Origin of the sequence: uncultured Methanobrevibacter sp., from assembly GCF_902764455.1 — an archaeon.
GTDB lineage: Archaea > Methanobacteriota > Methanobacteria > Methanobacteriales > Methanobacteriaceae > Methanocatella.
In genome coordinates, this window is record NZ_CACWVY010000062.1 from 1 (window position 1) to 13,984 (window position 13,984).

General features: G+C 29.5%; 19 protein-coding genes. 15 read left to right on the forward strand and 4 right to left on the reverse strand.

The features are described 5' to 3' along the window. The first annotated feature begins 719 nt into the window (after positions 1-719). Both QZU75_RS12180 and QZU75_RS12185 read left to right on the forward strand, forming a co-directional pair. Positions 720-962 (forward strand): hypothetical protein, encoded by a 243-nt coding sequence (locus tag QZU75_RS12180; protein WP_296798304.1) that lies wholly within the window; start codon positions 720-722, stop codon positions 960-962. Next, on the forward strand, positions 959-1,372 hold the full coding sequence (locus QZU75_RS12185) for a PIN domain-containing protein (protein WP_296798302.1): 414 nt from the start codon (positions 959-961) through the stop codon (positions 1,370-1,372). The genes QZU75_RS12180 and QZU75_RS12185 overlap by 4 nt, the downstream gene beginning before the upstream one ends. A 77-nt stretch (positions 1,373-1,449) precedes the next feature. Here the strand turns inward: QZU75_RS12185 and QZU75_RS12190 are convergent, their stop codons facing one another. Further along, positions 1,450-2,019: a flavin reductase family protein gene (locus tag QZU75_RS12190; RefSeq protein WP_296798300.1), complete on the reverse strand. Its 570-nt coding sequence runs from the start codon at positions 2,017-2,019 to the stop codon at positions 1,450-1,452. 416 nt (positions 2,020-2,435) lie between these two features. Here QZU75_RS12190 and QZU75_RS12195 point away from each other — a divergent pair, with 416 nt between their 5' ends. Genes QZU75_RS12195 through QZU75_RS12205 form a run of 3 tightly spaced genes read left to right on the forward strand, consistent with a single transcriptional unit; the run spans position 2,436 to position 3,487 of the window. Next, complete coding sequence (locus tag QZU75_RS12195; protein ID WP_296798308.1) at positions 2,436-2,963, forward strand: DUF134 domain-containing protein; 528 nt, start codon at positions 2,436-2,438, stop codon at positions 2,961-2,963. 16 nt (positions 2,964-2,979) lie between these two features. After that, positions 2,980-3,267, forward strand: a complete 288-nt coding sequence (locus QZU75_RS12200) for a DNA-binding protein (protein WP_296798299.1) — start codon at positions 2,980-2,982, stop codon at positions 3,265-3,267. Between the two features lie 40 nt (positions 3,268-3,307). Continuing rightward, complete coding sequence (locus QZU75_RS12205) at positions 3,308-3,487, forward strand: 4Fe-4S binding protein (protein WP_296798297.1); 180 nt, start codon at positions 3,308-3,310, stop codon at positions 3,485-3,487. A 49-nt stretch (positions 3,488-3,536) separates the two neighbouring features. On the opposite strand, the gene QZU75_RS12210 is transcribed toward QZU75_RS12205, so the two are convergent. Then, positions 3,537-4,166 (reverse strand): DUF1847 domain-containing protein, encoded by a 630-nt coding sequence (locus tag QZU75_RS12210; RefSeq protein ID WP_296798296.1) that lies wholly within the window; start codon positions 4,164-4,166, stop codon positions 3,537-3,539. Positions 4,167-4,363: 197 nt separating this feature from the next. Here QZU75_RS12210 and QZU75_RS12215 point away from each other — a divergent pair, with 197 nt between their 5' ends. The 3 genes from QZU75_RS12215 (at position 4,364) to QZU75_RS12225 (ending at position 6,196) form a co-directional block, all read left to right on the forward strand. Continuing rightward, a complete protein-coding gene (locus tag QZU75_RS12215; protein WP_296798295.1) occupies positions 4,364-4,867 on the forward strand; it encodes a GNAT family N-acetyltransferase in 504 nt (167 codons plus the stop codon). 257 nt (positions 4,868-5,124) lie between these two features. Then, positions 5,125-5,697 (forward strand): transglutaminase family protein, encoded by a 573-nt coding sequence (locus QZU75_RS12220; protein WP_296884084.1) that lies wholly within the window; start codon positions 5,125-5,127, stop codon positions 5,695-5,697. Positions 5,698-6,049: 352 nt separating this feature from the next. After that, complete coding sequence (locus QZU75_RS12225; RefSeq protein ID WP_292606348.1) at positions 6,050-6,196, forward strand: hypothetical protein; 147 nt, start codon at positions 6,050-6,052, stop codon at positions 6,194-6,196. 211 nt (positions 6,197-6,407) lie between these two features. Here QZU75_RS12225 and QZU75_RS12230 read toward each other — a convergent pair whose 3' ends face one another. Next, entirely contained in the window at positions 6,408-6,776 is a 369-nt protein-coding gene (locus tag QZU75_RS12230) for a terminase large subunit domain-containing protein (RefSeq protein ID WP_296884085.1), read from the reverse strand. 345 nt (positions 6,777-7,121) lie between these two features. Here QZU75_RS12230 and QZU75_RS12235 point away from each other — a divergent pair, with 345 nt between their 5' ends. The 7 genes from QZU75_RS12235 (at position 7,122) to QZU75_RS12265 (ending at position 11,973) form a co-directional block, all read left to right on the forward strand. Further along, positions 7,122-7,820 carry a DUF4013 domain-containing protein gene (locus tag QZU75_RS12235; protein ID WP_295596933.1) on the forward strand — a complete coding sequence of 233 codons (699 nt, stop codon included), beginning with the start codon at positions 7,122-7,124 and terminating at the stop codon, positions 7,818-7,820. 254 nt (positions 7,821-8,074) lie between these two features. Beyond that, positions 8,075-8,311, forward strand: a complete 237-nt coding sequence (locus tag QZU75_RS12240) for a hypothetical protein (protein WP_296884087.1) — start codon at positions 8,075-8,077, stop codon at positions 8,309-8,311. Positions 8,312-8,565: 254 nt separating this feature from the next. Then, entirely contained in the window at positions 8,566-8,763 is a 198-nt protein-coding gene (locus QZU75_RS12245) for a hypothetical protein (RefSeq protein WP_295727181.1), read from the forward strand. After that, positions 8,753-9,028: a hypothetical protein gene (locus QZU75_RS12250; RefSeq protein WP_296884089.1), complete on the forward strand. Its 276-nt coding sequence runs from the start codon at positions 8,753-8,755 to the stop codon at positions 9,026-9,028. Before QZU75_RS12245 ends, QZU75_RS12250 begins: the two co-directional genes overlap by 11 nt. 65 nt (positions 9,029-9,093) lie before the next feature. Continuing rightward, positions 9,094-9,324 carry a hypothetical protein gene (locus tag QZU75_RS12255; RefSeq protein WP_292606368.1) on the forward strand — a complete coding sequence of 77 codons (231 nt, stop codon included), beginning with the start codon at positions 9,094-9,096 and terminating at the stop codon, positions 9,322-9,324. A gap of 208 nt (positions 9,325-9,532) precedes the next feature. Beyond that, positions 9,533-10,000 (forward strand): NAD(P)H-dependent oxidoreductase, encoded by a 468-nt coding sequence (locus QZU75_RS12260; protein WP_296884090.1) that lies wholly within the window; start codon positions 9,533-9,535, stop codon positions 9,998-10,000. A gap of 617 nt (positions 10,001-10,617) precedes the next feature. After that, on the forward strand, positions 10,618-11,973 hold the full coding sequence (locus QZU75_RS12265) for a hypothetical protein (protein ID WP_296884092.1): 1,356 nt from the start codon (positions 10,618-10,620) through the stop codon (positions 11,971-11,973). 363 nt (positions 11,974-12,336) lie between these two features. Here QZU75_RS12265 and QZU75_RS12270 read toward each other — a convergent pair whose 3' ends face one another. After that, a complete protein-coding gene (locus tag QZU75_RS12270; RefSeq protein WP_296884094.1) occupies positions 12,337-13,113 on the reverse strand; it encodes a PhzF family phenazine biosynthesis protein in 777 nt (258 codons plus the stop codon). Positions 13,114-13,984: the final 871 nt, after the last annotated feature.

Below are 13,984 nucleotides of genomic sequence, written 5' to 3' on the forward strand. Positions count from 1 at the left end.
TGGAATTCTAACCTTTTTAGACTTCCAAATGCAAAACTGGACACAAAAACACATAAAAATTAAATAAGCCTATAAAATTTTACAGACTCATTTTTTTGAGAACTATTAAATATCATTTTTTACATAATAATATTGTCGTATCATTTTTTGACCAATGCCTACGGTCCTTTTATGAGGAAAGTTTTAGCTGTCGATGATTAGAAGAAACCCAGCATTGGATAGGCTGCCCGTTTCGAGGGTTACTCGAGGAGCGAAGGGTATTCTAGCGATGATTCAAGAGAGTTAGTATACGGGCAAAATAAAATTCATATTATTTCGGGTTTATTTTAATTATTAATCATTAATATTAAGTTTATATTTAATTAACTTAATATAACTTATTTGATAATATTATTGAGTGTAATGTGTTGGTATTTTTAAAAAATAAGTATTTTTTTAAGGAATTAATTTGGTCTTTTTTTCTAAAGAGTATTATATTTTGTATACTTTTTTTGTAATATTGACTTTAAATTATTTGAAAAATTATTAGGAAAACTATTCATTAACTATTTCATATTTTATGTTTCTAATAGTAATTGAATTATTGTTTAATTTATATATTTTAAACTATTTTCGTAATTTTATATGGTTATGATTAGTGACTTTATAATTTTTCAGATAACTTTATATTCTCTGAAAATATAATATTAATTAAATAAAATTAAAGGAGTCTGAATATTATGGATAATATAATTGCAACAACAACATTGTATAAAAATTATCAGTTAGCCATCCCTAAAGCTATACGTAATAAACTCACAGATTTAACTATAGAGGATACAATCATTGATTGGTCTATTAATGAAAATAATGAAATTGTAATCAAACCAAGAAAAAAAGTAAATCTGGAGGATGTATTGGGCATTATTGAAGATGATGATCCAAGAGATGCCGTTGAACTAAAAAGGAGTTTATACAAATGAAAATTTTATTGGACTCATCATTCATCATTGCAATATTTAGAAAAAATGACCCGCTACATCAAAGAGCAATAAAAAACAAAGAAATTCTAGATAATGATTGTTACATCTCAAATGGGATAGTGTCTGAAGTAATAACAATATTGGGCCAAAAAACAAAGGATATTGCATTAGTTAGACTTGCATATAACTATATGAAAGATAATTTCACAATCATCAATGAATCAGACATTAACATGTACAATGATAATGTATTTGCAATTTTTGAAAAATACAATAAAAATAAATTCAAATTGGGATTTATAGATTGTTCAGAAGTTGTTATATATGAATATTATAAATTAGATTATGTTGCAAGCTTTGATGGGGAATTCAAACTATTTGATGAAATTAAATTAATGGACTTAAAATAAGAAATAATTTAATTATTGGCAGATTTGCATAAAAATGCCCTAATCTTATAAATAAAAACACCAAAATATTATAAGATTTATATGAAATGTTTTCCATCTTTAAATGCGTCCCCAACTTTTTCACCCAGTGTGAAATAACTATTGCTGAATGAATCATAGAATACCATATTAATCTTGGTGGAATCAATCTTTCCTTTTTCATTTAAAATGGATTCATCTGCCAGTAGATTAACAATACGGGCAAGTACTGTAGTGAAATTATCTGTTTCGACAAATTCTATAAGTTCACATTCGATAACAAGTGGACTACCTTCAATTACAGGGGCATTTACGTTTGAACTTCTTTGAGCTTTCAGTCCGGTTTTTTCAAACTTGTCCGGCACCCTATGTCCTGAAACCAGACCGAAATAATCCACTTCTTTTACCATGTCCTTACTGACTAATGTAAGAGTCAATGCTTTTCTTTTTTCAATGTTTTCGTGAGTCTTCTTGCCAGGTCCTATGCATAATGCAAGGTCTCCTGCATTTGTTCTTGCAACTTCATGCAAATTCATCACATTAACAGTCTCATCATCATTATATGTGGCCACCATAAACACTGGAGCCGGGTGTCCGTAAAAAAATGCTCTTGCACCTAATTCTTTCATTAAAATGCTCTCCCCTTAGGATAAAAATAAATTAATCCTTATTAATTTTTCTTATTTAATTATTTAAACTATTTTATATTTTTTTATTTTTATAATTTTTAAACATTGGGATGAAAATAAATGAATAAAAAATATATATGCTTCTTCGTTGCATATTTATAATTCGAGAGCTAAAAGGAATAAATATTTTGTATTGTATACGGCAATATGAAATCTATATTATTTTTTAAAAATTTAAACATATTACTCTTATTAACATCATAGAATAAGTCTTTTTTTTAAGAATCAATTTGGCATTTTTAGCGGGTGTTTATACTTGGTATAGTTTTGAGTTTATATTTGGTGGGGAGTAATCTTTATATATGAGTTATGAATATATATTCATAATACCTGAAGACACATTTTGGGGGAGAGTTATGGTTAGGCCTAAAAGAATGAGAAGAGTGGTTACATGCCACAGACATGAGTTGAAAAAAAATCTAAATCCCATCGAACTGTCTGTAGATGAGTTTGAAGCAATCAGATTTAAAGATTATCATGATATAAAGCAAACGGAATCTGCGGAGTTCATGGGAATTTCACAATCAACATTTCACAGGATTCTGAATTCTGCAAGAAATAAGCTCGCTACCTCTCTAATTGAAGGCCGGCCAATAGTTATTGTCAAAGGTGATACAATGATTGATCCAAATAAATATTTATGCGAAGATTGTGGTTTTCAATGGTCAAATCCAGAAAAAGAATATGAAGAATGCCCTGACTGCAAATCAACAAACATTCGCAAATTAAACGCAAACAATAGAAGAAATCAAATGTCAAATGACGCATGCAGTTGCCCTAATTGCGGTTACAGTGAACCAAAAATTAGAGGAGTTCCATGCAGAACCAAAACATGTCCTGAATGCGGTTCAGCACTTCAGGGAAGAGGATTATGCAATATTTAAATGGGAGATGATTCAAATGGCTGATAATTTAGAATATGTCTGTAAAGAATGCGGTTTCAATTGGATAACATTAAACGGTGAACATGAAATGTGTCCAAAATGCCACAGCACAACCATCGAATATATTGGTGAAGTAAAAGATTTGGATATCGATTCAATATTAAACCACAACAAAAGAATGGGGGGATGCTGCGGATCTGCCCGTGGAAGAGGACCATTAACCTGTGGAAAACCATACCCTGACCATCATGACCCGAATATCCCACACGACCCGGAAAAATGCTGCGGACATAGGGTATGCTAAAAAACATACTCCATTTTAATTATTATTAGAGGTTGAAAAAATGGCTGACATTACAATAGACACCAACAAATGTGATAATTGTGGAGATTGCACAGACGTCTGCCCTATGGAAGTCCTGATTCTTAAAGATGGCAAATTGACCATCAATGAACCTGATGAATGCAGCTACTGCGAAACCTGTGTGGATCTTTGTCCTAACGAATGCATCACAATTGATTGAACATTAAATCAATTCTTTTTTTATCAATTTTTTAATAATTAAACATTTACTAATCATTCATTAGCTTTTTATAATATGTGTTTGCTTGGTATAATGCTCCTACAGGATTGTGTGCGAGCACTTTGTCTTTCGTTACAAGTGTTGTGCACAGAGCATCTGAATATTTATAAAATAGACTGTCATGTCCTACACATAAACCTATTATCACATTAAGATCTGTTTTTTCCTTGTTCAGTATTTTGGCCTGAAGTATTGGGTTGCACATTACATTTCCAGTCACGGCTGTTTTTTCTTCATCAAGACCCGTTATCTCTGTTTTTTTCATTGCTCCCACTTTACATGCTGCAGAATACACTTCAAAGTCGTGTTTTTCCAGGATTTTTGCAAAAGTTCTGCTTTCTTCCATTAGCCCCACACATGCAACTACTCCTATTTTATTCATTTTTAGTCTTTTGGCAAATTCCATGATTTCTTCCACTCTTGTGTATTTGCAGTAGAATTCATCTTCTATTTCTGCTGATATCCGTGATATTTCTTTGTTGTTGTCTTCATTGTACAATTTTTCAACTTCTAGTATTTCATCACTTGTCAATTCTTTTGTTGGACAGAATTTAGGGTATTCCTTGTCTTGGTGTTTGCAGTTTATAATTCTGCAATCGGCACATGAGTAGTCTTTCATACTATTTTCCTCGAGGATTATTTTTTCTTATTTTATTACTTTCTTATTTTTCCTAAATATTTTTAGCGAAAAAAATTAAAATAATCTAATGCATCAATATTTAGCTTCAGAAACTTCTTTTTACCTCATCATTATTAATGTTATTTTGGTGTATTTTAATGAAAACTATTTGAAAGTAGTGCATTATATAAATTATCATGGAATTAATTGAATTGCGGGATGAAGATCTATCTAAATTTAAAAGTTTGCTGCAGGAATCATTCCAATATGGTTATGAAAATATTTATGGTAAATGTGAAGAGTTGATCTTACCTGAAAAAGACATTGATGAATGCTTGAAAAAAGAAAACAGTCATGCTTATGTAATGAAAGATAATAATACCATTTTAAGTGGAGTAATTGTTGAAATAAATGAAAAAACCCAACACAACCACTTGGATTTCTTATTCGTAAGCACATCCAGTCAAAACAAAGGCATCGGACAAAAGATATGGGAAGAAATAGAAACTTTATATCCAAATACAAAAATATGGGAAACCTGCACCCCATACTTTGACAAAAGAAATATCCATTTTTACGTAAACAAATTAGGGTTCCATATAGTGGAATTCTTAAATGAAAAGAATCCTGAACCTGATTGGGATAAAGACCATCCAATGAGGGATGAGGAAATGTTTAGATTTGAAAAGATAATGAACTAATACATTACATTCATTATGCTTCTATTAAGTTGCTCCTGTTTCCAATAGTTAATAGGATTGAGTGTGATGTTTGTTGGAAAACCTCTAGTAGAAAATTTATATGCTGTTGAGTCAAATATTATACTGTAAGAGCTAAAAGTAGTAAATATTTTGTATAGTATACGGGCAAAATCCATTTTATGAAGTTTTTTAGGATTATAAAACAATATTATTATTTTATTTTATATTTAACTAATTTTAATGGTGTGGGTAATTAAATGGAAGATTATTTAATAGAAACTCCAAGCATTGATTATATGAATTTTCATATCCAAGAAAGGGTTCGGGAATTAAAGAATCAATCAGAGGATAATTTGGATTATATCAAAAGGAGTTACATCTTTGTTAGGGATGAAATTCTTCACTCGTGGGATATTGAAACAAATATAGTTTCAAGAACTGCCAGTGATGTGCTTAAAAATAAAACTGGAATCTGCTGGACAAAATCATGTCTTCTTGCAGCACTTTTAAGAGCAGATGGAATTCCGTCAGGCATCAGTTATCAGCTTCTTACAAGAGCAGATGATGCAAGTGAAGGTTATATGATTCATGCTTTAAATACGGTGTATATAAAAGATTTAAATAAATGGATCAGACTTGATGCTCGAGGAAATAAGGAAAATATTAATTCATACTTCAGTTTGGATGAGGAACACTTGGCTTATAAAATCCGAAGTGAACTGGGTGAAATTGACTATCATGATAATCATGCAGATTTGGATGAGAGATTGGTTAATATTCTGATGCAAAGTGAGAGTATACAGGAAATTACAACAGACTTTGAGTTTTAGTAAAATTCACATCAATAAAGTTAATATTAAGCAAAAAAATAGATTTTTTTAAAATTGAATAAGGATAAATTTGTTAAACAAATTTTGACACATCCTCATTCAATATGCATATCTATTGGTTGACATTGCGCCGCCAAAACATCCTAAGATGTTATATGGTATTATGAACGTCAAACTATATAAAAGTTTCATTCATTACTAATTTCCAAATTAAGGCAATATTCTATTCTAAAAACAATTTTATATTCTAAAAACAATCTTTATTTTTAAAAATAAGAAATTATAAATAATTTTAAAACAAAATATTCAATTCTAAAACACTAATACAATAATGCATATTAATGGTGTTTTTATGAACTGGAAAGAGAATTCAATTAAAAACACTCCAATCAAATTTGGAGGAATAGACATTCTTGCTGTTGAAAATATGGTGCTTGCTATCTCTTATTTATTCCTAGCAAGTTACTATGTATTGTTGGCCATTAACTTGTTAATGTAAAACAATCTATGATGTCGAATTGGAAGCCTAGTTGGATTTCATCCGAAATTTTCCTTTTCTACACATAGTTCAAAAAAGCATTATTATTTCCACTTTAAAGACACCAAAATATTATTGATAAGATTTATATGGGTCGATATTAAATATTATAATGTAAAAGCTAAAAGTACGTTATATTTTGTATAGTATACGGGCAACAATCATAAAATATTTATATTACTTGTGTAGGAAGTTTGTTATCTTTTGTTTTCCTTACTCTAGACCTCATGTAAATGTATTTGAATCTTTCAAGCTGTGTCAGCTCATCAATACCAATGAATTGATATTCAGAACCTTGATATGTATCGAGGTCATTGTTGTTACTCAAATATCCGAAGGTTAGTGAATTTCCATTGGGAAATGTCCATGAATGTTCTGTTTCATCCCACTTTGGTTTGATGCTTGCATTATTTTGAATTTCCTTTCGATTTAACCACTGACTTGCTTTATGAATTAAAGCTCCTTTACGCTTCAAGTCAGATAAAGTACATCTCAGGATGAGGGCATGATATTCATTATCATCATCCTGAACATAAAACAATGCCCCTCATCAATAAACTTCTTGATTTGGAACCGCCTGGCACCACCTATAAGGACTTCCTTTTCTCTAGCCAGTATCATTTTGGCCTGCTTTGAAAATGGAGAGAATGGAATATATGGATTAGTTCAAGGCAATGTATAGTGGAAGAATAATGTCGAATAATGTAAGATACCTCATATCAGGATTTACAAAAAATCAGTGGATATATCCGGTTGATGAAATATGCGCCCATCAATATCCGATAGCTCACTTGCTTTAAGGTTTGAATTTTATCATTGGGAACAATAATCTTTTATTCGATGTGCAACATATTATATACTGGAAAAGTGTTGTTAGAGAATTAACATGAGATTATTCATTGACCATATAAAAGAATCGATAGATTATACATTAAGCGATAAGACAGGAATCATAATAGTCAGTAGTTTAGTAAGTATTGCCTGTTTTATTAACAAAAATAGTTTATCTGACCCGATTTTAAAGGTAATAAATGTATTTCTACTTATTGTTGTAGGATATGGGTCATATGTATCATGGTATGCCCTTAAGGGTAGGGATGAACATCCTCGCTTTAAGAATAATATGAAAAGGCTTGTTTGGGAGGGCTTTAAGAAATCAGTCATTGTATTCATCTATTCAGGATTCTTATATGCGTTGATTCGTTTAGCAAAACTGAGTTATGCTGATGGAAACCTGATATTTACGGTATGTTTTGTTATTTTGTTTATATTACTATATTTATGTTTAATTGCAGGATTGTTAAACAGATATTTGCATAATGGAAAGTTTATAGAGGCTTTCCATCTTCGTGAAATCATAAATTTAATAAAAATATTTGACACCCGTTATTTCATAAAAGTTATTATTGCTGTTATAATCTCACAGGCATTTGCCGCTTCAGTTGTTATTCCATTTAGTAAAGGCCTTACTCTACTTGATATTATCTATTCAATTGCAACATTCTTTTTAGCACCATTTTTATATATTTCCTCAAAAAGACTTATTGCGTTAAACGTATATGACTTATTGGAAAAACAAGACTGAATATTGTTCTCGCAGATAATGAACCCACCATCACATTAACGGCAAAGGTATTAAAAATCAAAATCTATTTCAACTATGCATATACATCAACTACTTTTCAAAAGTAAGTTTCCATTAACAAATGGCCGTCGTTAATGTTAATTCAGCTTTCAGGTTTGATTATCAAATCGTTAATGTTAATTTAAATTAATATTTCTTGTTTTCTTTTATTTTAAACTATTGACTCTCACATTAACGGCAAGCGATGTTAATTGATGCACAAAAAGAGAAATGTTGATTTTATTTTGCAACAGGATTTTAAAAATCCAGTACCTATTGAGGTGGGTCGTGGCAGGAAAGATAAAAAGCAAATTACTCATGCAATCAATAATTATGGTGCTGATTATGGAATTATTATCTCAGATACCATAACAAATATTGAAAAAGAAGACAATATCATATATATTCCTCCAAAACATTTTCATTTTTATAATTATCATAATTATCTTTGAATATATATGTTTTATTAGTTATATTTCGAAGATTTTTAATACTGGATGAGTCAAAAATTAGGGTGTAGGAGTTAAAAGTAGTAAATATTTTGCATAATATGCGGCAACAGCTTTAATACTTATTTTAAAAAGAGGTTATATAATTAATAACTGCTTTTTTTCATAAAGTTGTACTTTGGAAAAATTTATTAAATTATAAGATTTAAAATATTATTGTTAATGTTAAATTAAATTACAGAATAGGAGGAATAGTATTGGTTGAAGAAAATGAATTAGACTCTACTTGTGGTATTTCTGATGAAGAGCTAACTGAAAGATTTAAGGAATCCATCAGAATTGATCAAGAAATCTGTAAAATTAAAGGACTTCCTATTGCTGGTTATGATGATGAATTAGATAGTCCCTATATAGAGTATCCTGATGGAAGGAGAGTTTATCCAAATGAAAAATAGACTTCCTGAAGTTATTGTATTTGCAGGCCCAAATGGTAGTGGAAAAACCACCATAACCCGCATGGCCAAAACTATTGGGATTTACATTAATGCTGATGATATTAAGAAATCAAGTTTATGTAGTGATTTAGAAGCCGCCCTAAAAGCTGAAGAGCTTAGGGAATCTATGGTGGAACAAGGTAAAGATTTCACATTTGAAACGGTTCTTTCTACAGATAGGAATCTCAAATTGCTTAAAAAAGCTAAAGAAAAGGGTATTTTTTAAGATGCATATATGTTTTAACATCAAATCCAGAAATTAATAAGACTCGTATTGATATCAAGGAATCTATGGGTGGTCATACTGTTCCTGAAGAAAAGATCAAATCAAGATATTATAAGGCACTAGATTTGGTTCCTGAATTAGTTGAAATTTGTGATATTGTCCATATTTATGACAATACTAATGTTCCATTTAGAATTTTCAAGAAAAGAAAGGACGTATATTTCCATTGGGAAAACAAATATTGGAATTATTCAGACATTGAAAAGCTCACTGGAATTAGTGAATACATTAATTAAAATGATATATTTTTTATATTTTCATGTTCTAAAATTATATTGTCAGAGCTAAAAGTACTAAATATTTTGTATAGTATAGGGGCAAAAATTATTTTAATAACTTTTTAAATGGATAATATGTTAAATAGAACTCCTAAAGTGCTATATTATATTGTCATCCTAGTGAAAAATAAATCACAAATACCATTAACAGGGATATATTGATGGATTGGAAGAAATAAATATCTCATACACAATCACAGATTTATATGGGTCTAATTTTAATTCAGATATTACTGAAGAGGAATATTTAAGAGAAAATAATAATATTCCATGTCCTTTAGCTGAAGATGTGCTTCTTGAACAGGAAAGAATTAATAATGCAGATGTATTGACATTCATATTTCCGTTATTTTGGATGGATGCACCTTCAAAATTGGTGGGTTATTTTGCAAGAGTATTTACAAAGGGATTTAAATATGATTATGATGACGGTAAATCTGCATCAATGAAGACAATGGTCCATACAAACTTCCTAATTAGTGCAGGTAGCAGTTACGATGATTTGGAAAAAGACGGCAAAATAAATGCATTGGAAACAATATTTATAAAAGATAAGTTGGCAGGAAAAACTAAAGATGTTAGTATGTATTTTTTTGAAAAAACAACATATCTAAAAGAAGGAATTGACAGATAAATATCAGTTTATGGTCTTTTAACTATATCTTTTCAGTTAAAACAATTAGTTGTTCCTAATTATGTAAAATATTTTATTATCTAAAATTTGTAAAGTTCGCAGCCTTGGGGGTTGTTTAATTTTTTTTAATAAAATTTCATTGTTTTTGTAAAAAAGTATGGTATTTGTTCGTTATGTCTTAATTAGTTTCTTTTTTTATTATCAAATTTATGTAAAGTATTTTTAACATTTATTTTTTTTAAATAACGCATATTTGAACTTTAATTTAAATAATAGTACAAATATAATATAATATATATCTTTTGATTAAACAGTTATTTTTAAGTATTGAATGTTTGAAAAAAGATGCAACGGTTAAAAGTGATTATTTAATAAGTGCCATAACACTTAAATTAATATTACTTTCACATGTTACGGTTAAACAAACAACCTGTAGATTGAATGATTGCAAGTAACATTAGTAATTTATATATTAAAGTTATTTAAATAGTTACAGATAAAATGCAAGGTTTTTATAGCTTGCTATGCTTTTAAATAATTAATACATTTTTCATTCTATTTTTTTTGGTTGACATTTGTTTATTAATGGATTATTGCAATAATCGGAGGAGGTAAATATGAAATTTAAAAAGATAATGTTAGTAACATTGATGTTATTGGCGATTATATCGATTGGAGCTGCAAGTGCATCGGAAGATATTGCTGATGATAATGTTACATCTATTGAACCGACTGATGATTTAACAGTCTCTCAAGTCGATGATGAAAATGTAATTCAAACAGTTGATGATGAAAAAAATGGTGCTGATGACTCAGAAGAAATCTTAAAAGATGAAAAATTTGAACCGGTTGTTTCACCTTCTTTTTATGATAATTCCGAAGGCGAAATGTTTCAAGCTCTTATGGAAGCTCCTGGGGCTAATGGAACATTCAGAGTTTATTATTCAGGGTGGAATGACTTTGGACCTTTCAAATTCAATAATACCTTGTTGGCATCTGCCGATATAATTGATGGTATTGGAATTGTTAATTTAACTGTCCCAATAGGAGGTAATCCTATATATACAGTAGGTTATGATTTTATTGATTATTGGGTTGAATATGAAACCAATAAAGGAAATGGTGATACATTTTTTAGTATATGGGTCGTAGAAAACAATAAAAATATTTCTGCAAAACTTGACAGGTTGGAATTTACAGAAGGGGGAAATAATAATGTTACTCTTCAATTCTATTCACCCGTAAATGGATATTTGAATTGTTATGTGGATGGATTTAGCCTCCCGGAATATCATTTTGATGATGTAAACTCTGCAAAGGTGCTATTTGAATATTTAACTGTTGGAACACATTTTATAAAAGTTTTATTCACGTATAGCGAAACTTTTGACAATGTTGGAACATTCTCAAAAACATTCATAGTTACTGTAAACCCGTGGGTTCCAGTCATTGTACAAACGGCCACTAAAATCACATCATCCAAGCTAACCACTACCTATAATGTTGCAGGTAAAGTCACATTCACTCTTAAGGATGAGGATGGTCGAGTTTTATCTGGTGAAAATGTCACAGTTATTTTTGATGTCTCTTCAAGGCTGGCTCCTAAAACATATTATGTATACATTAAATTTGAGGGGGATGAAAGTTTTAAAGCATCTTTTGCCAGTACAAAAGTAGTTGTTTTAAAGGCAACTCCAAAGATAACTGCTAAGGCAAAAACTTTCAAAAAATCAGTTAAAACCAAAAAATATACAATAACATTGAAAAATAATTTAAATAAGGTCATGAAAAATATTAAGGTTACTCTTAAGGTCAACAAGAAAACTTACACTGCTAATACCAACAGTAAAGGTGTTGCAACATTTAAAATTACCTCATTGACTAAAAAAGGTACTTTTAAATCCGTAATAACCTACAAAGGCAATAGCTACTATAATAAGGTAACCAAAAATGTTAATCTTAAAATTACGTAGATGATTAAATTCATCTGCTTTTATTTTATTTTAAAAATTTGTGTGACAAAAAGCCGATTTAAATGTCAGGGCAGGTAATATGCGGGTTATGCATTTGCCGACTGATGGGTATTGAATTGATTACGATGAAATTTATGCAGATAAAAGTTCCTCTCTTTTTTTAATAAAGAATTATTTTTACCAAATTTTTTTAGCTTATTTTCAAAGGGCATTATATTTTGTATAGTATACGGGCAAAATCCATTTTAAATGATTTTTAGACTTTATATTATTTGTTAGAGTTTAATAATTGTTTTTTCTTATTTTTACATAATTTTATTTGAATATATATGCTCCTGCTCAAATTGGCAATGCCATTGTTTGCTATTTGATATTCAATTTTGATTCGCTGAACAATGTCGCTTCACCTGCTATTAGAACTTTATCATTTTTGATTTTACAGTATAATTGTCCACTTCGTTTGGAAGCCTGATATGCATGTATATTATTTTTGTTTAATTTTTCACTCCAGTATGGCACAATATGGCAATGCCCAGAACCGCATACTGGATCTTCAGGAATATTTAATTTTGGTCCGAATGATCTTGAAACGCAATCATATTCCTTTCCTTTTGCAGTAATATGAAGTAATAGTCCTTCTAATTTTTCTATTTTATCTAAATTTGGTTTAAAATCAATTACGCTTTGGGGACTATCCAATACACATAACAAATCTCTTGCTTTAAAAATCTCATTTGGTTTTACTCCCAATGCATTGATGATTTCGTCAGTTATGTTCACTGATTTCAAATCATATGTGGGAAATTCCATTTCATATAATGTATCTCTTCTTTTAACAGATAATTGGATATTATCAATTGTTTTAAAATAAATTTCATCTGTGTTTTCATAAAAGTTTAGTATTACAAAGGCTGTTGCTAGTGTTGCATGTCCGCAGAGGTCTACCTCACCTCCTGGCGTAAACCATCTGATTTCATATTGATTGGAGTTTTTAACTGCAAATGCAGTTTCAGATAGGTTGTTTTCAATGGCTATATTTAACATTACATCTTCATTTATCCATTCATCAAGAATGCAGACTGCCGCAGGATTTCCTTTAAATATCTGATTGGTAAAAGCATCAACAACATACTGTTTCATTTTCTACACCCAAATATATTTTTTTCATTCAATATCCTTAATGTTTGTGTAACTGTAAATAATTTTAAAATTTATATAATTCGGGGGTTAATATTATGTCTTGAGTGAAAAACATTGAAAAAAAAAGATTTTTAAAATTGAATAAGGATAAATTTGTTAAACAAATTTTGACACATCCTCATTCAACATATATAACTGCTGGCTGGTACTGTGCCAGCCAAACATCCTAAGATGTTATGTAATATTATGAACATCAAAGTATATAAAAGTTTCATTTATTACTCATTTCCAAATTAAAGCAATATTTCATTCTAAAAACAATTTTATATTCTGAAAGCATTGTTTATTTTTAAAAATAATAACTTATAAATAGTTTTAAGACAAAATATCTAATTCTAAAACACTAATATAATAGTATATGGCTGCTGGTGTTTTTATGAAGTGGAAAGAGCATTCGATTAAAAACACTCCAATCAAATTTGGAGAATTGATATTGTGGTAGTTGAAAATATGGTGCTTGCTATCTCTTATTTGTTCCTAGCAAGTTACTATGTATTGTTGGCCATTAACTTGTTAATGTAAAACAATCTATGATGTCGAATTGGAAGCCTAGTTGGATTTCATCCGAAATTTGACAATTAGCTTTAATATGTGTTTTATAGCTTCCTTTTTTACACATAGCTCAAAAATAGTTATTATTTCCACTTTAAAAACACCAAATATTATTGGTAAGATAATATGTGCTGATATTAAACATCATAATGTAAGGGCTAAAGTACATTATATTTTGTATAGTATACGGGCAAAATGTTTTGGATTTGGCAGTAATTATGTTGGCATTTCTCCAACATTAGTAATACTTTTTTATATT